We start from the raw sequence: 23,906 nt of genomic DNA on the forward strand, positions 1-23,906 counted from the left end.
ATGTCGGGGCCGTTTCACGTGAAACATATTGCTCAGGACTGCGGCCGACGGGCGATCTCGCGGGCCAGGTCCACGGCATTCATGGTGCCCGTCGGCATGTCTTCGGAGGCCTGGAGGTACATGCGTTGGAGTCCGACGACGACGGCCGTGGCCATGTGCGTACGGAACTCCGGGTCTTCCAGTCGGGAAAGCTCACCGGGGTTGGACAAGTACCCGAGATCCAGCGAAATTGTGGGCACGCTGTTGAGGCGCAGCACTCCCCACTGCCGTCCATGGGTGCCCAGGTCCAGGGCACCGGTGCGGGCGATGATCTCGCGCAGGGTCAGGGCAGCGGCCCGTTCACCGATCGGCGAGAGCGTGGCCTTGGCGCGGTCGTCGTCGCCCCAGTAGAACACCGACACTCCGTGCGCCGCGGACGACCGGTTCCAGTCCGTGTCCAGCACCACGACGACGGCGTCGCGGCTGGTGCCGAGCGCCTCGTCAATGGAGGACCGCACGTCGATGTGGGTGCCGCGACGGTCGACCACGGGCCGATTCGCAACGAGGACCGGCGTGGCCCCCACCTCGTTCAAGAGTTCGTGAGCTCTCACGGCGACATCGACGGTGATGCGTTCGGCGATCTCTCGGTAGTTGTCCGGAGCGCCGGCGGGGATCACGGGGTTGTTCGTGAACATCGCCGGGACCAGGACGACCCGTTGGGAACGAATGGCGTCCGTGGCGCGCTCCAACCGGTGATAGTCGCGAAGGGAGAACGCCTTGGAATCGGAGATCTTCTTGTTGACCCTGGCCAGTGCCGCGATGGTTTGGGAGTCAACGGCCCCGGTGGCCTGAAGGCCGAGACTGTGCTGCAGCTCGACCACCGCGTGATGGGTCTTCTCGTCGAAGGTGCCCGTGAGATGGCCGTAATAGAGACCGAGCTGGGACAGGTTGTCCTGAAGCCGCTCGACGTCCTCGCCTCGTAGGGGTTCGTTGACATCCCAGTGGAGGCGTCGATCGCCCAGGGTGTACTGCGCTTCGTTCAACCGCCGTTCCGTCTCGGGGCCGACCACGCCGTCGACCAGCAGCCCTCGGGCCTGCTGGAAGCCACGGACGGTGGTCTGGACGACGTCGTCGAATGCTGTGGGGTCGTCCACGTCCCGAGGATCCAAGCCGTGCGGGGCAGGCCCCGTGCGGATTAGACGCTCCCTGAGTCCTACGACGCGACGATCCTTCGTTCCGAACTGCAGGGGCTTGGTGATGTCTTCGGACATGAGTCGTGGTGCCTCGTGGTGGATGCTTCTGCCACCGGTGGAGGTGACGGGTGGGCGGGCGGCTTGCGGAATCAAGGTGCGGGTGCGGGCAGCAGGCTCGGCGATGGAACCAGGCAGCTGCCGTCAATAATAAGTGGGCTTATAAAAACAGAATCACCCAACACCAGACCCCGACCCCGCAAAACTACACGGAGTCGGGGTCTGCGGGGGCGTGGTGTCATCTGTGCCGCGTATTGGAATCCAAGTGTTGCGGTTCCGGTGACCTACGCAGCACTAGACGAACGGGACGATCGGTGCCGGTCTCAGGCCTGGCCGAGGTATTCGGCGAATTCCTTCTCCAGCGCCGACTTGGGCTTGGCACCGATGCTCTGCTTCTGGACCTCTCCGCCGTCGAAGAGATAAACGGCCGGGATGGAGGTGATGCCGTACTTGGCGGCAATCTCCTGGTTCTCGTCAACGTTCAGCTTGACGACCTTGACGGAGTCCGCGTGTTCGTCGGAGATGGCTTCCAGGACGGGGCCCACCATGCGGCAGGGCCCGCACCATTCGGCCCAGAAGTCCACGATCACGGGCTTGTCGGAGTTGAGGACCTCGGTCTCGAAGTTCGAAGTGGTCACGTCGGTGGTGCTCATGAGGGTTCCTTTCGGGAGTTCACGTGGAAGTTCGGGATCAGTGCGGAAGCGGAGAACGCTGCGCCGCCGAGGGCGCGGTCAGTTGGTCCTGATCCTGTGCTCGGGCGGAGTGCTCGGCCAGGTAGTGCTCGACGTCGATCGCGGCCACGCAGCCGGATCCTGCGGCGGTGACCGCCTGGCGATAGGTGGGGTCCAAGACGTCGCCGGCGGCGAACACGCCCGGAAGGGTCGTCTTGGAGGAACGGCCCTGCACGGCAACCGTGCCCTCAGGAGTGAGTTCGACCTGGTCCTTGAACAGGTCCGTTCGAGGATCGGATCCGATGGCGACGAACAGGCCCGTGACGGGCAGCGCGGAGACGTCCCCGGTGACGGTGTCCTCGAGGCTCAGTTCCTGAACCTTGGACTCGCCGGAAATCCCGATGACCTGCTTGTTCCACAGGATCTCGATCTTGGGGTCATCGAAAGCGCGCTTCTGCATGATTTCCGACGCGCGGAACTCGTCACGACGGTGGATCAAGGTGACCTTGTCCGCGAACTTGGTCAGGAACGTGGCCTCCTCGATCGCCGAGTCGCCACCGCCGACCACCGCGATGTTCTGACCCTTGAAGAAGAACCCGTCACACGTGGCGCACCAGGAGACACCGTGGCCGGAGAGGCGCTTTTCGTCCTCCAGGCCCAGTTCACGATAGGCCGAGCCAGTGGCCAGGATGACGGTCTTGGCGTGGAGGACCTCGCCGCCTTCCACGGTGATCTTCTTGACCTCACCGTCCAGCTCGAGCTTGACCGCGTCTTCGTAGCGCACGTCGGCACCGAACCGTTCGGCCTGGGCCTGCATGGTGGCCATCAACTCCGGGCCCATGATGCCGTCGGTGAACCCGGGGTAGTTCTCCACCTCGGTGGTCTGCATGAGGTCACCGCCGGCGGTGACCGACCCGGCGATCACAACGGGCTTCAGGTTGGCTCGGCCCGTGTAGATCGCAGCGGTGTAACCAGCGGGACCGGAGCCGACGATGACGACGTCATGCACCGTGGAATCTCCGTCCGCAACCTGCTGCTGGTCGGACTCGGCCGTACCGGGAGGCGTTGCGCCGAGATCGAGCTTGAGGGCCGGGGTGAAGTCGGGGCTCACGGGTGTAGGCCTTCTTCCGTACTCGTCGAAGGGTTTCGCGGTGGCATTTCCGCGCTTCCAAGGGGTCAAACCCTGCGCGGTGTCGATCTATTCCGTTGCGGAAGGTCACCGACCGGCGGCCACAGGAGCGCGTCCTGGGTCAGGAGACGGTGATGTCGCTGATGCGCAGGCCGTAGTTGTAGCCGGCGATCGGTTCGGTCAGGGTGGGCAGTTCGGTCCACTCGACGATGAGGTACTCGTGTTCCTCCGACTGGGCCGCCTCACCGAGTTCCACGGTGGTCTGTTGGCCCTGGAACGTTCCCTTGCCCACCTCTGTGGCGTTCTCGAGGGAGGGGTCATCGGCCACGTACACCGTGAAGGAGCCGCCCGTACCCGATTCCTGCGAGATCGAGACCCGCTGCATCCGGGTCGGTTCTTCGAAGCGCACGCCGAGGCTCACGGAGTTCGCGAGCTGGCTGAAGTCGGGTGAATCGAAGCCGTAGCTGACCCAGGCGCTGGAGGGGTCCTCGTCAATGACCTGGTTCAGGGTGGAGTCCTGATCGGCCATGAACGTGGGATTGTCCGGGACCAGCCGGATCGCCGACGCGGGCTCGGCCACCGGCACTTCCTGCGTGGCGCTTTCGGCCGGGGAGGCGGATTCGCCCCCGCCCGGGCCGCCGGCGTTGGTGAAGAGGTTGCCGAGGCCGCCGAAGATCAGGGCGGCACCGAGTGCCAGGACGGCCAACAAGCCGAGCAGGAGGGCGATCAGGCCGCCCTTTCCACGGGAGTTGCCGCTCTCCTTCCGGGACCGGGTGCTCGAGGACGAGCGCTGGCCCGTCGTACGGTTCGCGTTCTGCCACGGGCTCGCGGTGGCTGCGGCACCGGCGGCACGGCCCTTGGACCCGGAGGTGTACTCGTATTCGTAGGAGTCGTAGCGGTTGTCGCCGTCGTAGGTCGGATCGATGCGGTGAGTGTCCCGCACCGGGGTCTTCTGCGCGGAGCTGCCGCGTCCGGCGGCGGCACGGTCGAACAGCGTGGCGCGGGTGGAGGACTCGGGGGCGCGGCGCGCGCGACCCATGTGCTTCTCGACCTCGGGCGCCGCGGGGGCGGAGTCGATCTCGTCGTCGTCCCAGTTGTCGTAGAACTCCTCGGAGGTTTCCTCCCCCTCCGCTTCCGGTTCGCCGTCGTCGACGACGTACGTGCCCGCCGCGGTGGCCGAGCGAGGCCGACCGAAGATGTCGTCGGAGAGCGTCTCGTCGTCCACCGACCCGGGTTCGGCCAGCAGCTCTTCGATCAGGATCGACGGGGCCGCGAAGGACGTGACCAGGTAGGTGGTGTTGCCCGACTGGCCCAGGTCCAGGATGTGCAGATCCGCGTCCACGGCACCGATGGCCATGGCGCGTGCGTTCTCGACGACGCGGGACGTGTGACGTTCCGAGGGAACAAGAATGGTGACCTCACGGCCGAGGATCTGGTCCTGGCCCCCCAGGACGTGGTCCTGTTCGGGTGTCGTGAGCACTTCGTCCAGCACCTTGTAACGACCGCCCAGAACGGTCCCGAGACTGATCGGCTGGGGCACTTGTTCTCCTGAAGTGTTGGGTGTCCTCGCGGGGGACCCTGAGGGGTTTCGGCAGTGACTCTGACGTGTAGTGCGGACTGTCGCAGTGTACCCGGGACAGTGCCCTCCGGACCGGCGATCCGACGGGTCGGGGCGCTCAGCGCTTGAGGCGCGCGAGGATCGGCCGCGCCAGTTCGGGCAACTCCTTGAGGCCCAGCATCTTGAGCATGATCAGGTAGACCACTGCGGTGACGATTCCCAGTACGGCCAGCGTGGACAGCGCGGTGAACAGGTTGCTCCACGGCCAGCCGTCGGAGCTCCAACCACCCATGAGCCACAGCACGCCGGTCCCCAGGCCGGCGGCCACGACGGCTGCCCCCAAAGAGCGGACGTGGGTGTCCAACACCTCACCCAGTCCGTAGTCGCCGATCCGGCGCACGGCCAGGAAGTGGTAGATCACGGTGGACAGGATGTTCTGTCCTGCGTAGCACGCGGCGATCGCAAAGATCATGTGGTTGGGCGCCACCCAGTGCTGGATCGCGAACGCGGCCGCCACGGTGAGCACGGAGATGAACAGCTGTACGGCGAACGGAGTGCGAGCATCCTCCTGCGCGTAGAAGACACGCCCGAACAGGAACGCGCAGGTCAGGAAGGGTGCTCCGATCGCGATCACGACGACGACCTGCCCGATCACCGCACCGGATTCAGGGATCCCACCCGAGAACAACATGCCGAGCGGGCCCGCGTAGGCGATCAGGCAGGCCATGAAGAACACATTGGCGATGCCCGAGTACCGCAAGGCCTTGGACAGAGCGGCGTTCACGCCCGCGGTGTTGCTGTCCGCGGCGGCCGCGGCCATCGTGTTGAACAGCACCGTGGCGATGGACAGCCCGATCACACCGTGCGGCAGCGCGTAGAGCATGGTCGCGGTGTCCAGGGCGAAGTTGCCGGCGATCATCTGAGGCGGATCGGCGTCCAGGTACTGCTGTGTGTACCCGTTGGGGATGTTGGCGGTGCGTGCCAGGGCAAGGAACGCCAGGTTGGCCACGACGCCGGTGACCAAGGTCCACCCGGAGAGCTTGGCGGCCTGGGAGAGCCCGATGCCCCGCCACCCGAACTTGGGCCGGATGTCCAGCCCCAAACGGCGCAGCGGCCAGATCAGCACAACGGCCTGCGAGGCCACGCCCACGGTGGACATCGTCGCCAACCAGAAGGTCTGGCCGTTGGTCCATGTGTCCACGCCATGCTGCGCCTCGGCGTACGTCCCGAACTGCTGGATGAAGACCAGCAGGCCCAGGATCGCGATGACGTTGTTCAGCGCGGGGGCCCACATGAACCAACCGAAGGCGCCCTTGGCGTTGAGCACCTGCCCCATAACCGTGTAGACGCCGTAGAAGAAGATCTGCGGCAGCGTGAAGGAGGCGAAGGTGATGGCCAGGGACCGCTGAGCCTCCCCCCAGCCGGGAGTCATCACAGTCATGATTGGGACTGTCAGCAGCACAATCACGACCGTGATCAGGGCCATGGCCAGCACGGCCAGGGTGGTGAGTCGGGAGATGTAGTCGGCGCCGTCGTCGTCGGAGTTCTTGGAGGCCTTGATGACCTGCGGTACCAGGACCGAGTTGAAGACGCCGGCGGCGATCAGCACGTAGAGCAGGTTCGGCAGGTTGTTGGCCGCGTTGAAGATGTTCGACGGGTCGGTGGTGCTGCCGATCGCCACGGCGATCAACATGAGCTTGACGAAGCCCAGGATGCGGGAGACCAGGGTTCCCGAAGCCATGATGGCGCTGGAAACCGCACCTGAGCGTGCCATTCGCGTTCCTTAGAGTTCTGCTGAGCGTGTCCGTGAAACAACCCGCGCGAGTACGCGGCCCCATGCAGGGTATATGCGTAGGTGCGGGTGTCACGGCCCCGCCGCGGGTCAAAGCCTAGAGCTGGTGAATGATGTACTCACGAGCGATGTCGGCGATGCGCCGTTCGTTGGGGAACGACAGCTTGCGGCCCAGATCGTCGATGTTGACCCAGGCAACGTCCACCGCCTCGTGATCGGGGTCGTTCTCCGTGGTCAGGAAGCCCCCGACGGCCTTGAGCAGGAAATGGTGCACGGTCTTGTGCACCCGGTGCCCGGACACGGAGAACCAGTAGTCGATGCTGCCCAACGGTGACAGGATCTCCCCGGCGATGCCGGTTTCCTCCTCGATCTCACGGACGGCCGCCTGCGCGTCCGTCTCCTCGCCTTCCGGATGTCCCTTGGGGAGGCACCATTCCAGGCGACCACCACGGTTGACCCGGGCGATGATCGCCACCGGGTGACCGGGGGTTTCGAGATCAACCGCGACCCCGCCTGCCGAGACCTCTTCCACCGTGGGCAGCGCCGTCGACGCGGCCACCGGCCGCTTCTTGGGAGCGCTCGGAACGGGGAAAGTCATGCCAACCAGCCTAGCCTCACTCGACGGGCAGACCTCTGAAGGTGTGAGGCCCAGCGCGCGTGAACGGGGGCCGGGGTCTGGAATGATGGGCGGCGATGACCCAGTTGCTCGATACCTCCGCCGTGCCCGATGTGGTGCTCGAAGCCGGGCGCCTCTTTCAGGCGGCCGGGCACGACCTGTCCCTGGTGGGCGGTCCCGTTCGTGATCTGTTCCTGGGGCGTGTTTCCACGGACCTGGACTTCACCACCGATGCCACACCGGACCAGACGCTAGCCGTGATCAAGGGCTGGGCCGATGCCGTGTGGGAGATCGGCCGCGAATTCGGCACGATCGGTCTTCGTCGCGGTGACATGCAGCTGGAGATCACGACCTACCGTGCCGAAGCTTACGACCCCGCTTCGCGGAAGCCCGTGGTGGCCTTCGGGACGGAGCTGGCCGATGACCTGGTCCGCAGGGATTTCACGGTCAACTCCATGGCGCTGCGTCTGCCGTCCCTGGAGCTCGTGGACCCCCACGGCGGCGTCCGAGATCTCCACGCCCGGTTGCTGCGAACCCCGGGGACCCCGCAGTCCTCCTTTGACGACGACCCTCTGCGCATGATGCGCGCCGCCCGCTTCGCCTCCCAGCTCCGGATGGACGTGGCCCCCGAGGTCTTGGCGGCCATGACGGACATGGCCGCGCGCCTGGAGATCGTTTCCGCGGAACGGGTGCGTGACGAACTGGTCAAGCTGATCAACGGGGCGGACCCGCGCCGCGGTGTGGAGATCATGGTCGACACGGGACTGGCCGACGTCGTCCTGCCCGAAGTTCCTGCCTTGCGGCTGGAGACCGACTCGGCCCATCACCACAAGGACGTCTACCAACACTCCTTGACGGTGATGGAGCAGGCCGTGGACCTGGAGCGGCCGGAGGGCCCGGTGATCGGTCCCGACTTCCCGCTGCGGTTCGCAGCGCTGATGCACGACGTCGGCAAGCCCGACACGCGCCGCTTCTCCGACGACGGCGCCGTGAGTTTCCGGCATCACGACGTGGTGGGCGCCAAGCTGACGCGTAAGCGCATGAAGGCCCTGCGCTTCGACAACGAGACCATCAAGACGGTGACGCGCCTGGTCGAACTGCACATGCGGTTCTACGGCTACGGGGAGGCCGGATGGACCGATTCGGCGGTCCGCCGCTACGTCCGTGACGCCGGCGACCAGCTCGACCGACTCCACCTGTTGACCCGATCGGACGTCACCACAAAGAACAAACGCAAGGCCGGACGCCTGGCCCGGTCTTACGACGACTTGGAGCGCCGCATCCTGGAGTTGGCGGAGCAGGAGGAACTGGCGGCGGTCCGTCCCGAACTGGACGGGCAGCAAATCATGGAGATCCTGGGGATCGGGCCGTCGAAGACCGTGGGTCAGGCCTACAACTTCCTGCTCGAACTCCGTCTGGACGAGGGCGAGATCGGCCGTGAGTCCGCGGAGGCTCGGTTGCGTGAATGGTGGGCGGCCAACCGCCCGGATGACGATTCCGCGAAGAACGCAGCGCCGAACGAGAGTGAGACAGGTCTGTGAGTACTGGTACTGGCGCGGTCGTAGGCACGGAAGCACCGCTGGGTAACACCTCGCGGTTCTGGACCTGGTCCTTGGTGGGTCTGGCCGTGTGGACCATGGCCGTGGCCTGGTTCCTCCGTCTGCCGTGTCACCAGATGAAGTGGAGCGGGAACATTCCTTACCAGGGAGCCTGCTATTCGGACCTCCCGACGCTGTACAAATCGACGGGGATGATTGACGGGAGTTTCCCGTACCTGTCCCCGGACGCTCTCTTGGAGTATCCCGTCCTGCAGAGCCTGATCGCCACGCTGACCGGGGTGATCGCCTGGGCCATTACGCCGGTGACAAGTGTGCATGTTGCTCAGAGCATATACTTTGACGTCAATGTGGTGACCCTTGTTGCGGCCTGGGTGGTCACGGTGCTCTTGCTGTCCCGCCTGGTGGTGGCCCCGCGGTACGCGGTGGTGGCAGCCTTGGCCCCTGCGGTGGCCGCGACCGGCGTTATCAACTGGGATTTGTGGCCGGTACTGACCACGGTGGCCGCCCTCCTGTGTTTCCGACGGGACCGGTGGATCCTGGGCGGTGTGTTCCTCGGCCTGGGGACCGCTCTCAAGCTGTGGCCGTTCCTGATCCTGGGTGCTCTGATCGTCCTGGCCCTGCGCCGCCGGGAATTCGGACCTTTGTTCCGTACGGCATTGGCTACGGCGCTCACGTGGTTGGCCGTCAACGTGCCGTTCATGCTCCTGGACCCGACGCAGTGGGGGTACTTCTGGAGCTTCTCCTCGGAGCGCGGTGCCGGCTTCTCCTCCGTCTACCACGTGTGGAACAGGGTCCTCGCTCCCGCGTTCGGTATGGGTGAGCTCAGCCCACACACCATCAATCTGATCGCCTACGGGGTCTTCGCACTGTGCTGCGTGGGAGTCCTGGTCATCGGTCTGCTGGCACCGAAGGCGCCGACCATCGAACAGTTGAGCCTGTTGATCGTGGCTGCGTTTGTCGTGACCAACAAGGTCTACTCACCACAGTTCGTGTTGTGGTTGGTGCCGCTGGTGATCCTGGCGCGACCGCGGATCGTCGAGTTCCTGGTCTGGCAGGTCATCGAGGTCTTCCACTGGTTCGCCATCTTCTCGTGGCTCTACGCCAACGGTGCGCAGACGCCCACGCTCGGGATGTGGACCACCGTCTACGTGGGGGCCGTCCTGCTTCACGTGGTCGCCGTCGTTGCGATCTGTGGTGCCACGGTTGGGGACATCCTGCGCGGCCGCGCCCCCCGGGACGTGGCCGGTGAAGCCGCTAATCTGAGCCCGGAACAAGCGTCACCCGGCGGACTGGATTCGTCTGCTGAGGGCGTTCGGGCACGGAATCGCAGGCAAGGGGAGGTGACGCATGGCTGAGGGAAAGAAGGGCAGACGCGGGGCCAACGGATTCGTGGTCTTCGTGATCGGCATCCTGGCCGTCCTGCTCTCCTTCCTGCTGCGCGTCCCGTGCCGGGTCCCCGAGTGGAACGTCTCCGAGCGCTTCCCTGGCCTGTGCTCGGCCCAGCTGGATCCGGGTGATCTCAGCGTCACTCCGAACACGATGCTCGAAGGGTTCTTCACGGGCGGGCCCTCGGGGGACCAGCCGATCGTGGTCGGCATGTTCACCTCCGTCCTGGGGTGGATGACCACGGGCCTGGCACAGGCCTTCAACGTCGAACTCAGTGCCAACACGGTGCTCGACCTGACCGTGGTGCTCACCGCCCTGGTGTGGGTGGTCATCATCGCCACGGTGGCCGGGCTCTCCGGCAAGCAGCCGTCCGACCCCGTGGTCATGGCTTTTGCGCCCACCGTCCTGCTGGTGGGGTTCAGCGCCTGGGACCTGTGGGCCGTGATGTTCATGATGCTCGCGGTCGCCTCCTACATCCGCGGGTCGCCGGGTATCGCGGGACTCTGGATCGGACTGGGAGCCACGGTCAACCTCCTGCCGGTTCTGGTTCTGGTGGCGATCCTGTTCATGGCTGCCCGGTACCGCTACATCGGCGACTTCTTCATCGCGCTGCTGTCCTCCGTGATCTTCTTCGCCGCGGTCAACGGGCCGTACATGGTCACGGAGTTCGACCGGTGGCGGGAACAGTTCTCCGGCACCCTCGACGGGCCCGCGGAGGGCACCACCGTCTGGGACGTGTGGAACACCGTGCTGGCCGGACCCACCGGCCTGTCGGTGGACACCGCGGCGGTGGAGAACCTGTCGCTGGTCGTGGTCCTGCTCGCCGTCGTCGCCGTCCTGCTGGTCACCGTGCTGGCGGGCAAGGACCCCAGCATCGTCCAGGTGCTGTTGTTGCTGCTGCTGGTCTACGTCCTGTTCGGCCGGGACTGGTCTCTGCTCCAGTCCGTGTGGCTGGTGCCGCTCGTGGTCCTGGCGCGGAGGTCGTGGATCGAGTTCTTCGTGTGGCAGGCCGTTGAAATCGGGTACTGGGCCACGCTCAACGCCCCGGGCGGCGGCTGGGAGACCCAACCGGTGTTCCAGCAGTGGGGCTGGACCCCTCAGGATGCGTTCGCCGTGCTGCGCGTGCTGGTGCTCCTGTGGTTCCTGATCGCCGTCAGCGTGGACATCCAGCGCGGTAAGCGTGCCCTGTTGATCGGTGTGCACGCCAAGAACATGTGACCGGTCGAGCGTTCGATGAACCCTGGTCAGCACGACGAGCACGAGGACGGCCATCACGCGTGGTCCGTCCTGCCCAAGCTCGTCGCGCTCGGGGACAAGGAACGGACGCGGAAACTGCGCCGTTCCCTTTGGGGGTGGTTGGCGGTGGTCGTCGTCGTCGTGACGGTGATCGGTGTGGTGGTCAACTGGACGCTGGTGGACCGCAACCCCGAGGATCCCGTGGAGAACTGGCTGGATTCGATGGTCGACGGTCGGTCGCGCCAGGGCTTGGCCACGTTCTCCACCGGATTCGGCTACTCGGGAGCGGATGCCCTCCCCAACCGTGCCTACCGCGCCGCCCAGGGCCGGATCGAGCGCTGGGAGGTCACCGATGTGGCGGTCAACGGGAACACCGCCGAGATCAGGGCGAAGGTCTGGTGGGCCGAAGGTCAGGTCCCGGAGGGCAGTACGCAAGGCGAGGAACACACCTGGAAGGTGGCCAAGGAACACCGGACGGGACCGTTCAACGACGCCTGGGTGATGCAGGACCACGAGGCCGCCACCCTGTCCGTTCGGGCGCCGGGAGTGGCGGAGATCGCGATCAACGGAGAGACCGAGCGACTGAATCCTCGGGACCGTGCTGCGGCCGACGGCACCGGTGGAGTGTGGGACTGGGAGGCGATGCCCGGCCGGTTCACGGTCGACCTCCCGGAGGACAGCGACTACGTCCTGAGTGATCCCGTGCAGCCCGTGACCGTTGACCTCAACGATCCCGGCCCACACGAGGTGATCGTCGCCGTCGAACCCTCCCCGAAGCTGTGGGAGGAGGTCGACGGCCAGATCCGCGCCGAGATCGAGGAGTGCATGGGCTCGAACTCCGTGGCCCCGGAGGGCTGCCCGAGTTCGAAGCGATGGGCCGAGGGCAACGTGCCCGACGCGCAGGCGCCCGAGAGCCCCATGGCCACACCGAGCGGTGGCGGCAAACCCACCCCGCTCGAGGCCCCGAAGCGCGGTGCCGAAATCAAGGACGTCGAGTGGGAGCTGGTCTCCCGTCCCGCTCTGTGGCTGGTCCCGGACGAGGACAGTGACAGCCCACTGGACTGGAAGGCCTCCGAACACAGGGCCGCCGAGGCCAAACTCACGTACTACGAGGACGGGCGCCGCGTGGAGGAACTGATCGACTTCCCCGTGCATGTGGATGTGACCTCGGACGGAAAAGCCGCGGAGACCACCGTCAGCCTCGACTGAGCACGGGCACCTGTAGTAGCGTTGCCAGGTCTGTGTGCCGAGGCTGCCCGAACGGGTGGGGCGCGGCGGCAGGCACGCATTGAACCTCCTGCTGTGGAAACGCCACAGCCGCTTAGCCCGAAGGAGGTGGGTTCTTACATGCGTGAGTACGAGCTGATGGTCATCATCAACCCCGAGGTTGACGACCGTGCGGTCGACCCGACCCTGAAGAAGTTCCTCGAGGTCGTCACCCGTGAGAACGGCACCGTCGACAACGTCGACATCTGGGGCCGTCGTCGCCTTGCCTACGAAATCCAGAAGCAGTCCGAGGGCATTTACGCCGTCGTGCGCTTCCACTCCGAGCCCGCTACCGCTCAGGAGCTTGACCGCGTGCTGAACCTCAACGAGGCCATCATGCGCACCAAGATCATCCGCCCTGAGGAGCAGCGCATCCACCCCAACCACGACGTCAACGGCGAGCCCGTTCCCGCCGAGGCCTGAGGTTTCGACTGACGCCCCTGTGGCGTCGGACCACGGTGTGATGATGGGCTGGGAACAGTCATCGTCATCACCCCAACTGCGACTCGATCCGGAGGAACCCCCATGGCTGGCGACACAGTCATCACCGTCATCGGCAATCTGACCGCAGACCCCGAACTGCGCTTCACCCCGTCGGGTGCGGCCGTTGCGAACTTCACGATCGCCTCGACCCCGCGCCAGTTCGACCGCCAGTCCAACGAGTGGAAGGACGGGGAGACCCTGTTCCTGCGCTGCTCGGTGTGGCGGGAAGCGGCGGAGAACGTTGCGGAGACCCTGACCAAGGGCACGCGCGTGATCTGCCAGGGCCGTTTGCGCTCCCGGTCCTTCGACACGAAGGAAGGCGAGCGGCGCACGGTCATGGAGCTCGAGGTCGAAGAGGTCGGCCCGTCGCTGCGCTTCGCCTCCGCCAAGGTCAACCGCAACTCCCGCGGGGGTGGCGGCAACTTCGGCGGTGGTCAGGGTGGCCAGGGCGGCGGTTACGACGACGGCGGCTTCGGTGGGAACCGTGGCGGCCAGGGCGGCAACCAGCAGGGTGGCTTCAACCAGTCCGGCGGCCAGGGCGGCTTTGGTGGAAACCAGGGCGGCCGTGGACGGCAGCAGGCTGCTCCGCAGAACGATCCCTGGGGCCAGTCCTCCGGCGGCAACTATGACTGGGGAACCGGCCAGGACGACGAACCACCGTTCTGATCGGTGGCCCGCCCGGGCCATCACTCCCTGTTGGCCGGACACCGGTTCGGTGTCCGTCGTCGCCGATCCACGGATCGAAGATCCGCATCAATCCATTCCATCCCGCAGGACACCTGCGGGCTCCACGCTTCAGAAGGAGCACCAAGATGGCGAAGAACGAAATTCGCAAGCCCAAGCCGAAGGCTAACCCCCTCAAGGCTGCAGGCGTGACCGAGATCGACTACAAGGACGTTGCGTTGCTGCGCAAGTTCATTTCCGATCGCGGAAAGATCCGCGCCCGCCGGGTCACCGGCGTGTCCGTCCAGGAGCAGCGCAAGATCGCCCAGGCGATCAAGAACGCCCGTGAGGTCGCTCTGCTTCCCTACGCCGGCTCCGGCCGCTGATCGGAAAGGAAACAGAACTCATGGCAAAGATCATCCTGACTCACGAGGTCTCCGGCCTCGGTTCGGCCGGTGACGTGGTCGAGGTCAAGAACGGCTACGCCCGTAACTTCCTGTTCCCCCGCGGGTTCGCAACCCCGTGGACCAAGGGTGCGGAGAAGCAGGTGGAGTCGATCAAGGCTGCCCGTGCTGCCCGCGAGCTCGCTTCCCTGGAAGACGCTCAGGAACTGGCCGCCAAGCTCAACGGCACCACTGTTCAGGTTCCGGCCAAGACCGGTACCGAGGGTCGTCTGTTCGGCTCCGTGAAGGCCGAGCAGGTTGCCGACGCGGTTGAGGCCGCCGGCCTGGGCTCGATCGACAAGCGCCGCGTGGAGATCCGCGAGCAGGTCAAGACCGTTGGCACCTACTCCGCCAACGTCCGCCTGCACGAGGACGTCAACGCGACCGTCCAGTTCGAGGTCGTCCCCGCCTGATTTCAGGCTGTCTCTGGCCTCGCCAGCAAACGCCCGTGACCACGATGTGCGGGCTCTACGGTCCCCGCCACGCCCTGACTGTCAGGGTGTGGCGGGGACCGTGTTGTTTCATGAGCTGAGATGCGTGCTCTTTACGGAGCTCGGTGCGAACGTGAACACCGCTGCTTGGTGGGGTCGTAAGGCGGCCATCCGAGGGCGTGGTAGCCCGGTGACCGCTAGGCAAGGTCCAGATCCCCGCCGAAACCCGCCAAGCGCACCCAGCCCGCATCTTGAAGGATTTCATGCAGGCCAAGTTCGTGCTGCGCCAGTGCTTCTCAAGAGCGCCGACCTGCGCCCCTCCGGTTCGGCGGATCTTGAGCACGTCTTCCAGGAACTCAACGCCCGCCCACGGAAACCGCTCGACTGAGCCACCGCAGCCGAGCGACTGCGTGATCTACTGACGCTCACTGAACCACCACGTGTTGCGGGGATCCCTGGAGACTGCCGCTCAGGGTGTTTCGCGTCTTGAGCGCAGAGGGCGGACTGCCCGGCGGCGAGGGCGACACAGGACACCTTTGTCATGAATTGAATGACACCTTGATTTTTCACTAACAATCTGTATTCAGAGCGCCGCATCATTGACACGGCACACTAAAAGTCCTTGTCAGCACAAGTTGTTCAATCCATGATGCTTGTTAACACAATTTTAGAGGGAATGCTGTCCCCATATTGGTTGATTGGGTCCCGCCTGACTGATTCCTTACGTTCAACGTGTGGCAACAAGGGTTCTGGAGACAAGGGTGAGAAGCCCCATCCGACTGTGGATGGGCCACGTATCGGATACGCCTGTTAGCGCTTTGGCTACATTGGACGATCAAGAACTTGCTCGAGGTGTTCGCCGCCTCAGCGGTGGAGCGAAATTTTTGCGATCGCATGCAGCCGTCCGCGCGGTGCTCGGGGCCTACCTGGGGGTAGCGCCGGCAGAACTGCGTTACGAAGGCTCCGACTGTCAGCACTGTCAGCAGCGTCACGGGCGCCCCGTTCTCTCACAACTGCGTCAGCAGTCGCGGTGCATGAGCATGAGTCATAGCGGAGATCTCTGGCTTCTGGCTGTTGCTGACGGGATGCATCTGGGTGTGGATCTGGAGAGTGATCACAGGGACTTCGCCAAACACGCGACCATGAGTTTCACTCCCGAAGAACAGAGAGTCATCACGGGTTGGACTGATTGTCCCGCGTCAGTTGATCAATCGGCCCTGGCTGGGTGGACAGCCAAGGAAGCCGCATCAAAGGCTTTGGGTGTGGGCCTCACAGTTGACTTCCGGACGCTGCACTGGACCCCGTTGCCGGGTGGGGGCTTCCGAGTGGACACGGCTGATGGTCGCCATGTGCGTGGCATCGGCGGGGCGTTCCCGCATCCCCGTGTACAGCCTGGATTCGCTGAAGCAGAGGGTTTCCGTTGGGCCGCAGCGTGGATGGCCGATTCAGCTCCCACGGAGCGACCCGTCCACGAGTCCTACTCCATTCCTCAGGGACTACACCAGGGGGCCGGGATCCGGCCAAGGCCGAGGTGGTGCGCCCGCCCAGCTCATTGCAATGAGCTTTGGGCGGGGACCACCACAATCGGCCCCTGACAGCTTGAGATCCGAAATCTACTTGCAAGTCCTCATTGCATTTGCAGAAATTATCCGCCGAACAGCTCACGCGCTGCTCAAGACTTCAGGAGAAAGAATAATGTCCATTTCAACCATCGTGATGTTTCCCGGGCAGGGAGGCTATTCGCCACAGCACTGGAACACGATTCGCCGCAAGGCCGAGTTGGAGCCTGTCCTTCAGGAGATGAATGAAGTCACTTTGGTGGAGGCCGGCATCGATCTGATCAACATGCCTGAGGAAGACCGAGATGCCCAAGAACTGAGTCGCACGGATCCAACGAGGCTGCAGATCTTAATCCATGCCTCCAACGTTCTGACGGGTTCATGGTTGAAGGTCAACCGACATGCAAACGGGGACGTGGCGGCCGGGCACAGTTTCGGGGAGATTGCGGCACTGTGGTTTGCGGGGGTGCTCAGCGCAGCTGACAGCATGCGTGTGGTGTGTGCGCGTAACGCTGCGATGGCACGGCATCAGCCAAATGGTGGACGAATGGTGGCGGTTGGCCTCCCGGAGGAGCGAGCGCACGCCTTGTTGACTTTGCTCGGCTGTGGTGACGCACTGGCAGTGGCTGGTCGGAATGCACAAGACCGCAGCGTCCTCTCCGGCAGTCCGGATGTTGTCGAACAGGCGCAGGCTCTCCTCAAAAGCATGGGAGTCGCTGCACTGCCGGTTCCTTCTCCCTGGGCGTTTCATCATCCCTCTCTGCAAGCTGCTGCCAACGACTTCAGGGACTCCATGGCGAAAATCACCTGGGGGGACTTGCACATCCCGGTGTATTCCCCAGTCCTGGGGCGCTACTACCGCGACGGCGAAGACTTCGGTTTGGCCCTGGCTCAGCACCTCACTGAGCCGTTTGTGTTCGACAAAGCAGTCGCACAGTTGACGGCCACCGGTCAGGGCAGGGTTTTTGACGCCGGTGCTGGAGGAGTCATCACTGCATTGTGTACGCGTTTGGTCGACGGAACTGGGTGGACTGTCTCGGGGGTGGACCTCACCGCGCAATCAAACTCGTCCCCGAATGGGACTCCTTTTCTGTTGGACAGCGACCAAGAGTGGTTGGTGCGGGTCTTGAGTGGCGATTTCTCGGTCGAGAAAGTTGCTGCACAACCGCTTCACGCCCTCTCTGAGTACTGGTCCAGGGAAGCCGACGGTGTTTTTAGTGCCCTAGCCAAGAACATGCGTGCCGTATTTGACGCCACTGACGACAACAGCGTTTCGGACATCGTCGACGATGCTGCGGAACAGCCCGGATTCGCGTCGTCTGTTGGGGGTGCTGGGTTGTCGGAAGATGAGGTGGTGCAGCGGTTGGCTGTGCTCTACGCGGAGGCTTTGGAGTATCCGGTCGAGGTGTTTACGGAGGATCTGGGTGTTCAGTTGGAGGCTGACCTGGGTGTGGATTCGGTGAAGCAGACGGATCTGTTGGCGCGGGTGGCTGAGGAGTTTGGGATGCCTGTTCCCGGGGAGGGGTTCTCGGTGGCCGGTTACCCGACTTTCGGGTCGGTGGTCGCACTGGTACGCGAGACAACCTCGGCATCCGGGGCGGTGCCGTCTGCACCACTGACTCACGCGTCGTCTGTTGGGGGTGCTGGGTTGTCGGAGGGTGAGGTGGTGCAGCGGTTGGCTGTGCTCTACGCGGAGGCTTTGGAGTATCCGGTGGAGGTGTTTACGGAGGATCTGGGTGTTCAGTTGGAGGCTGACCTGGGTGTGGATTCGGTGAAGCAGACGGATCTGTTGGCGCGGGTGGCTGAGGAGTTTGGGATGCCTGTTCCCGGGGAGGGGTTCTCGGTGGCCGGTTACCCGACTTTCGGGTCGGTGGTCGCACTGGTACGCGAGACAACATCGGCATCTCAAGGGACAGACACCCAACTTGCGAGTAAGGTGGTTTCCGCATGAACGCGACACAGGTATGGGAAGGCAAAGTCGTCCTGGTCACGGGTGGAGCGAAAGGCATAGGGGCAGTCATTGCCGAACGGTTCGCCTTCGCAGGGGCCAGGGTTGTGATCAACTGCTTTCATTCGTATGTCCAGGGCAAAGAGATGGCCGCCCGTTTGAACGCCGAGGGTTGTGACGTTGCAGTTCGTCGCGGATCAGTAGCCAAACCGGAGCAGATCCAGGACCTTTTGGCGTGGATCGATGCTGAGTACGGTCGGTTGGATGTTCTGGTCAACAACGCCGCATTTGGTGTGTTCAAGGACTCAGAGACCACCAGCCCAGAGGACCTGAGGCGTAGTTTTGAGGTCAACGTCACGGGGGCACTCTCTGCGGCACAGGCCAGCCGTGCATTGCTCGCTGACTCACGTGGTTGCATCGTGAATCTCTCCTCGGTTGGCGCGGGCCACACCGTGGGCAACTACACCAGCGTGGGTACCACCAAGGCCGGCGTCGAATCACTCACTCGATACTTGGCCGCAGAGTGGGCGCAGTACGGGATCCGGGTCAATTGCGCATCGGGTGGGCTGATCGCAGGTGGAGTTGCTGATGTATTCCCGGAGGCCGAATCCATGCAGCATGTGGTGTCACAGGCCACACCATGGGGAACGTTGGGCTCGGCAGCCGATATTGCCAACGTGGTTGAGTTCTTGGCCTCTCCTCAAGCCCGCTGGATCACGGGGCAGGTCCTACTTGCCGATGGGGGCATGTCTCTGGGGGCCGCAATGCTGACTCCCGCCGAGCAGTGGTCCCGGTCCGTGGAGGCCGCGCGTCAACAGGGCGGTCAAGGTGTCAACGCTGATGCAAAAGCAGACAACGACGGTGTTCGACTCACGCACGACCAGGCTGACCTTTCACGTGAACACTCACAAGAACCGCCGAGCACCGCGAGGCCCGAACGCCAGATTCAGCCGCATGAGTCACCTCAAGGGGATCAAGCGGTCGACGAGAACGAGGTCATTGTCGCCGTTGGCATGGGGATGGTTGTGCCCGGGGCCAGTAATCCTGAGGAGTTCTGGAGGGTCCTGGAAGAAGGGCCGGAGCTCCTCAACCAGGAGCGTCCGGAGCGGATTCGTTCACATCACTTCTACGACGCCGATCAGTTGGCCGAGGACAAGACCTATCAGATCGCGTCGGGCTTTTCTGACGACTACCACCCCGACGTCGAACTCCAAGCCGAGTTGGGCGAGGACCGACGCGCCACGGACTACACCACTCAGTGGTTCCGGCACGCACTGCGGCAGGCCCTGGCTTCGGTCACCCTGCGGGGTAAGGTCAGTTGCGCGATCGGCTACACCGCAGACGGCAACCAACATTTGGAAGAAGCCCTCGTGGTCGAATCTCTGGTCGAGGATCTCAACTCCGTCCTGCTCGAGCAGGACCAAGAGTCAGTGGATCCGCAGGCCATTCGAGACATGCTGGGCGAGTCGTACCCGCTCTATGCACGATCGGGACGGGCCCCTCTACCGTTTGAAGTAGGTCATGACGCCATCGCCGGACTGTTGGGCGAGAACCCCGAAGTCTCCATGGTGGACACTGCCTGCTCTTCCTCTCTGTACGCCTTGGACATCGCCGTCAAGGGCTTGTTGGACGGAACAAGGGACACTGCGGTGTGCGGTGGCACGTTCTCGGTGGGACCACGCAACGCAGTGTTGTTCGCCAAGCTGCACGGGCTTTCCCCAAGTGGTCAACTGCGACCATTGGACGAACGTGCCGACGGCGTTCTGTTCGCTGACGGCGCTGCCACTGTCGTGCTCAAACGCCTCAAGGACGCACGGGCCGACGGGGACCCGATCCTGGGTTACATCAGTGGTGTCGGAATGTCCTCGGACGGTAAGGGCAAAGCTGTCTACGCGCCCAATGTCAAAGGACAGAAGTTGGCCATCAAGCGAGCCGGTGAACAACGCACAACGAGTCAGGCACCGGATTGGGTGGTAGCTCATGCAACGGGCACACCGGCAGGGGACCTTTGCGAGATCACGAGTGTGCGCGAGTCCATGACGTCGGACCGTAAAGTCTGGGTGACTTCCAACAAGTCCCTGGTGGGACACACCGGGTGGGCTGCAGGTGTGGTGTCCTTGATCCAAGTCCTGCTGAGCTTCCGTCATCAGGTCATACTTCCGCAGCACCGTTTCGACCGCGCCTTGCCTGCATACGAACTTGAGTCCTCGAGCTTGGCGGTGCCCATGGAGCCGGTTCCGTGGCCGGCAGGTTCCAGGGTTCGTACGGCAGCCGTGTCCGGATTCGGCTTCGGTGGAACCAACGCACATCTTGTGGTGCAAGACGTACCCGTGGTCTTTGGGCGGAAGACTCAACCTGACGACATCGTGCTGGCGGGGTGGGCGGCCGACGTTCCGGGATTGAAGACCCCCGAGGAGGTTGAATCCTGGATTTGTGGCAGCGGCGAGGTCAGTGCCACGTTCGGAGATTCATACGACACGAGTGACCTGCGTGTTCGCATGCCACCCAAGGTCCTACGCACTTTGGACCGTGCCCAGCTGATGGCACTACGTTGCGCCAGTGATTTGCGGGATCAAATCGGGGTGGAGACCTGGCAGGGCGTGCGTGAACGGATCGGTGTATTCATCGGCAGCATGGGGCCTACCCGTAATGCTTCGATGTACGCCCGGCGTTGCCACCTGGACGCCACTCTCGACGCCCTGGCATCTCACGACGAACGTCTGGCGGACAGGATTCGTGAGCCTTTGACCGCGCGGGTTCGAAGCGGCGTCGTTGCGTCCAACGAGGACTCCTTTCCAGGAATCATGCCGAACATTGTATCGGCGCGAATTTCCAACGTATTCGACACCAACGGGCCCAACATGGTTCTGGACACCGGAGCGGGGTCCGCCTTTACTTCACTGGACGTGGCCGCTGACTATCTGCGTACGGGTGAAATCGATGTGGCCGTGGCCGGTGGCATCAACGGCAACTCAACGTCGACGTTCGAACGCATTGCACGGGAAACTCTGGGGCAGCAAGTGGAATTGCACGAAGGTGCTTTCCTGTTCACGCTCATGCGCCGCAGTACTGCGCAAGAGCTGGGCGCCCCGGTTCTGGCGACAGTGGGTGAGCTCAAGCACGAGAGCCCACAAGCGGCGCTGAAGCGAACTGACCGCGGTACCGGGCCGCATGCGTTCTTTGGTGGCGCCCACGGTGGCCTGGCAGTGCTGAGCACCCTGCTGAAGACAACTGGCCCGAACACCGTGGCGGTCTCCAACGGTCCCAGATATCCGGGCCTCACCTTGGATCTGAGCGTGGGTGAGACCGAACCCCAGGAGAAGACAGATGACGACGGGTCACAGTCGCCGGTGGTCTCTCGTCACGACCGGATCTGGACCCCCGCACCGTTGAACAATGCCGGGAGAGCATCAGGTGATTCCTCGCGAATCGCTTCGGTCGTGCTCGCAGTAGACCGGGGAGCAGATCGGGAGGTCGAACAGCCGGACACCCCGGTGATATGTGTCGCCGATCTCCTCGAACGCACATCCGAGGTCGCGGGTCTCTCGTCGGAACGGGCGCTGGAAGCACTTGAGGGACTTGACCTGGAACATGTTCGATGCCTGGTGGACCTCAAAGAGCTGAACCCGGAAGGCGACCCCACCCCGGAACAGACACAGTTACTGGAGGCTGTGCACGATGTGCTGTTCCTCGCAGCAAAACGGCAGGCCGAAACCGTTGCCCGCGGCGGTACCTTTGCCATCGCGTTGCTGGGATCGTGGGACGGTAAGATCGCCCACCCAATGACGGGCCTGTTCACGGGCTTCGCCAAGAGCTTGGCCCTCGAGGGCAGGGGTCGGGGCCTAGAGGTGCGTGCCGTCTTGACGCAGGAGCGTGACCCCAACAAGGCCATGGCGTTGTTGGAGACGGAATTGGACTACCCACCGGGCGGTCTCCCAACTGCAGCGTGGGCCGACGGTCAACGGTTTCGGGAATCCGCCGTCGAAACCACTCGTCCAGAGGGCAGGGAAGAGCCTCTTACTGAATCCTCCGTTGTGCTGGCCACAGCGGGCGGCAAGGGAATCACCGCGCGCGTGGTGGTGGCAGTGGCCGAAAAGTACCGGTGCCACATGTATCTGATGGGTTCAACAGACCTGGAGCAGTGCCGCAAGGCACTGGATTCCTACGGTGGCATCCAGGCGCTGGCGGACAAACCGACGTTCATCCGCGCGGCGCGCGACCGGCTCCCTGATGCCAAGGTGGCTCAGATCAACGCCGAGTACGAGCGGTTGCAGGGGGCAGCGGAAATCCTGGAGACCCTAGCCCAGATCGAAGCGGCCGCAGGGGCGGGCAAGGCTCACTACCTGCGGGCAGACGTAACGGATCGGACACAGGTCAACGCCGCGGTGAACTACGTGCGAGAAAGCCATGACACCGTGGACCTGGTGATTCACGGGGCCGGAATCAACCGAGCCTCCACAGTGATCACCAAGTCCTTGCCGCAGTTCAAGGCTGTCCGTGGGGTCAAGGTCGGCGGGTACTTCAATCTGCGTTCAGCGGTGCACGCCAGTTTCGGGGCCTTTCCGCGGATGTGGTGCAGTTTTTCGTCCCTGATCGGGCTTACCGGCCAGCAAGGTGAGACTGACTACGCCTCGGCCAACGATGCCCTCGCTACTCTGGCCCAGGCGCACCGGGCTGAGGGTCACGACGAATTCGCCATCGGATGGACCCTGTGGAAGGACGCAGGCATGGCTGCCAGCAGTGTCCATCAGTCGTTCTTCTCGGGGGTCATGGGTGACGTTCTGTCACTGATGAGTACGTCGGAGGGGACGCATAAGTTCCTTGAAGAACTTGAGGCCGGTACTCGAACCGGTGCCGTGGTGCACATCGGTGACGTCGAAAAGCGCTCCATCGAGGAGGCCGCCCCTGGGTTCTTCAGCGAATCGACCGCCCAGAGCACCGGCTCGCCCGGTGACTCTGACCAAGGGCTGTTCTACGTGGATCGAGCGGAGTGGATCAGCCGCAACGAAGTGATTTGTCATCGTCTGATAGACCAACGAGATGCTTTCCTGAGCGGCCATGCCGTTGGTGGCATCGGCACGCTGCCCGGTTGCTTCGTCCTTGAGCTGATGGCGGAGGCCTCTCGCGTCCTGAGGCCTGAGCTGGTGATGACGGGGGCCAGGGATGTGCGATTCCAAAGCTTCCTGCGTACAGATGGTCCAGCGACTCGTACCCCGCTACAACTCCGGGCCAAGGTGTTGACCTCCACCAAGGAGCGCACCCTGGTGGAAGTGCGGATCAGCGTGCCTTTGGTGACTCCGTCCGGGAGAGATTTGAACCGGGACAAGGTGTTCTTCACCGGTCAGGCAGTTCTGGAGGGGTACTATCACCCGGCGCCCGTCCACTCAACGTGGCCGGAGGCCACGGAACACCCCGTGCTGGACCCGTACCACGGGGACGGAGCTCCGGTGGCGCTCACCCGGGAGTTTGTGACCACCGCCAACACGAGATTGCACCCCTTGGGCAAGAGAGCCACGTACCGGGGTGCGGTAGGCGCTAACGGTACATATGACCGGTTCTTGAAACCGGTACTCATGATGGACGGGCTGATCCGTCTGGCCGTTCTGGAGGAGTTCGACCAACCGGTACTTCCGGTGGCCGCCCCTACCCGCATCGGTCGTGTGGACTTCTATGCACAGGACAACGACGTCGAGTTGTCCTCTGAGCCTGGAGCAGTCGAACTCTACGCTACTCCGCGCGGCGTGGGATTGGACAGCTCTGCCGTGTACACCGCAGTGGGTCCCAATGGCCGGGTGCTGTTGACAGTGTCCGGGTTGGAAGGCGTGGTGGTAGGGCATGTGGAAGCTCGCACCGGGAGCGCAGTTGCGGACCCCGCCCACCTGATCACCCCACGCCGTGAGCAGACGGAAAGGATCGCGCTGTGAGGGCCGCCCAGCC

Annotated in this window: 17 protein-coding genes; 11 read left to right on the forward strand and 6 right to left on the reverse strand. The window is 63.9% G+C overall.

Annotation, left to right across the window (positions count from 1 at the left end):
* Positions 1-32: 32 nt before the first annotated feature.
* The 6 genes from EDL96_RS02930 to EDL96_RS02955 all read right to left on the reverse strand — a co-directional run bounded on the left by EDL96_RS02930 (position 33) and on the right by EDL96_RS02955 (position 6,977).
* Positions 33-1,250, reverse strand: coding sequence for a peptidoglycan-binding protein (locus tag EDL96_RS02930; protein ID WP_123824329.1), 1,218 nt, complete (start codon positions 1,248-1,250; stop codon positions 33-35).
* Positions 1,251-1,552: 302 nt separating this feature from the next.
* Positions 1,553-1,882 carry a thioredoxin gene (trxA, locus tag EDL96_RS02935; RefSeq protein WP_123824330.1) on the reverse strand — a complete coding sequence of 110 codons (330 nt, stop codon included), beginning with the start codon at positions 1,880-1,882 and terminating at the stop codon, positions 1,553-1,555.
* 37 nt (positions 1,883-1,919) lie between these two features.
* Positions 1,920-3,011 (reverse strand): thioredoxin-disulfide reductase, encoded by a 1,092-nt coding sequence (gene trxB, locus EDL96_RS02940; protein WP_123824331.1) that lies wholly within the window; start codon positions 3,009-3,011, stop codon positions 1,920-1,922.
* Between the two features lie 139 nt (positions 3,012-3,150).
* Entirely contained in the window at positions 3,151-4,569 is a 1,419-nt protein-coding gene (locus EDL96_RS02945) for a hypothetical protein (RefSeq protein ID WP_123824332.1), read from the reverse strand.
* 136 nt (positions 4,570-4,705) lie between these two features.
* Entirely contained in the window at positions 4,706-6,361 is a 1,656-nt protein-coding gene (gene murJ / locus EDL96_RS02950; RefSeq protein WP_123824333.1) for a murein biosynthesis integral membrane protein MurJ, read from the reverse strand.
* Positions 6,362-6,476: 115 nt separating this feature from the next.
* Complete coding sequence (locus tag EDL96_RS02955) at positions 6,477-6,977, reverse strand: NUDIX hydrolase (RefSeq protein WP_123824334.1); 501 nt, start codon at positions 6,975-6,977, stop codon at positions 6,477-6,479.
* A gap of 95 nt (positions 6,978-7,072) precedes the next feature.
* Here EDL96_RS02955 and EDL96_RS02960 point away from each other — a divergent pair, with 95 nt between their 5' ends.
* From EDL96_RS02960 to EDL96_RS03010, 11 genes are all read left to right on the forward strand, one after another.
* Entirely contained in the window at positions 7,073-8,536 is a 1,464-nt protein-coding gene (locus tag EDL96_RS02960; RefSeq protein ID WP_123824335.1) for a CCA tRNA nucleotidyltransferase, read from the forward strand.
* Positions 8,533-9,909 carry a glycosyltransferase family 87 protein gene (locus EDL96_RS02965; protein WP_123824336.1) on the forward strand — a complete coding sequence of 459 codons (1,377 nt, stop codon included), beginning with the start codon at positions 8,533-8,535 and terminating at the stop codon, positions 9,907-9,909. The genes EDL96_RS02960 and EDL96_RS02965 overlap by 4 nt, the downstream gene beginning before the upstream one ends.
* Positions 9,902-11,158, forward strand: a complete 1,257-nt coding sequence (locus EDL96_RS02970; RefSeq protein ID WP_233568645.1) for a glycosyltransferase 87 family protein — start codon at positions 9,902-9,904, stop codon at positions 11,156-11,158. Before EDL96_RS02965 ends, EDL96_RS02970 begins: the two co-directional genes overlap by 8 nt.
* A gap of 15 nt (positions 11,159-11,173) precedes the next feature.
* Positions 11,174-12,385, forward strand: a complete 1,212-nt coding sequence (locus EDL96_RS02975; RefSeq protein ID WP_123824337.1) for a hypothetical protein — start codon at positions 11,174-11,176, stop codon at positions 12,383-12,385.
* Positions 12,386-12,523: 138 nt separating this feature from the next.
* Complete coding sequence (gene rpsF, locus EDL96_RS02980) at positions 12,524-12,865, forward strand: 30S ribosomal protein S6 (protein WP_123824338.1); 342 nt, start codon at positions 12,524-12,526, stop codon at positions 12,863-12,865.
* A 102-nt stretch (positions 12,866-12,967) separates the two neighbouring features.
* A complete protein-coding gene (locus tag EDL96_RS02985; RefSeq protein WP_123824339.1) occupies positions 12,968-13,591 on the forward strand; it encodes a single-stranded DNA-binding protein in 624 nt (207 codons plus the stop codon).
* 146 nt (positions 13,592-13,737) lie between these two features.
* Complete coding sequence (gene rpsR / locus EDL96_RS02990) at positions 13,738-13,974, forward strand: 30S ribosomal protein S18 (protein WP_047688597.1); 237 nt, start codon at positions 13,738-13,740, stop codon at positions 13,972-13,974.
* A gap of 20 nt (positions 13,975-13,994) precedes the next feature.
* Positions 13,995-14,444, forward strand: a complete 450-nt coding sequence (gene rplI / locus EDL96_RS02995) for a 50S ribosomal protein L9 (RefSeq protein ID WP_123824340.1) — start codon at positions 13,995-13,997, stop codon at positions 14,442-14,444.
* Between the two features lie 1,103 nt (positions 14,445-15,547).
* Positions 15,548-16,057: a 4'-phosphopantetheinyl transferase family protein gene (locus tag EDL96_RS14000; RefSeq protein ID WP_407656899.1), complete on the forward strand. Its 510-nt coding sequence runs from the start codon at positions 15,548-15,550 to the stop codon at positions 16,055-16,057.
* A gap of 22 nt (positions 16,058-16,079) precedes the next feature.
* The gene (locus EDL96_RS03005; RefSeq protein WP_158609476.1) at positions 16,080-17,972 is read left to right on the forward strand and encodes an acyltransferase domain-containing protein; all 1,893 of its coding nucleotides are present in this window, start codon (positions 16,080-16,082) and stop codon (positions 17,970-17,972) included.
* The gene (locus tag EDL96_RS03010; protein ID WP_123824343.1) at positions 17,969-23,893 is read left to right on the forward strand and encodes an SDR family oxidoreductase; all 5,925 of its coding nucleotides are present in this window, start codon (positions 17,969-17,971) and stop codon (positions 23,891-23,893) included. The genes EDL96_RS03005 and EDL96_RS03010 overlap by 4 nt, the downstream gene beginning before the upstream one ends.
* The last annotated feature ends 13 nt before the right edge of the window (positions 23,894-23,906 follow it).

The sequence above is a fragment of the Kocuria soli genome, from assembly GCF_003797835.1.
Taxonomy (GTDB): Bacteria; Actinomycetota; Actinomycetes; order Actinomycetales; family Micrococcaceae; genus Kocuria; species Kocuria soli.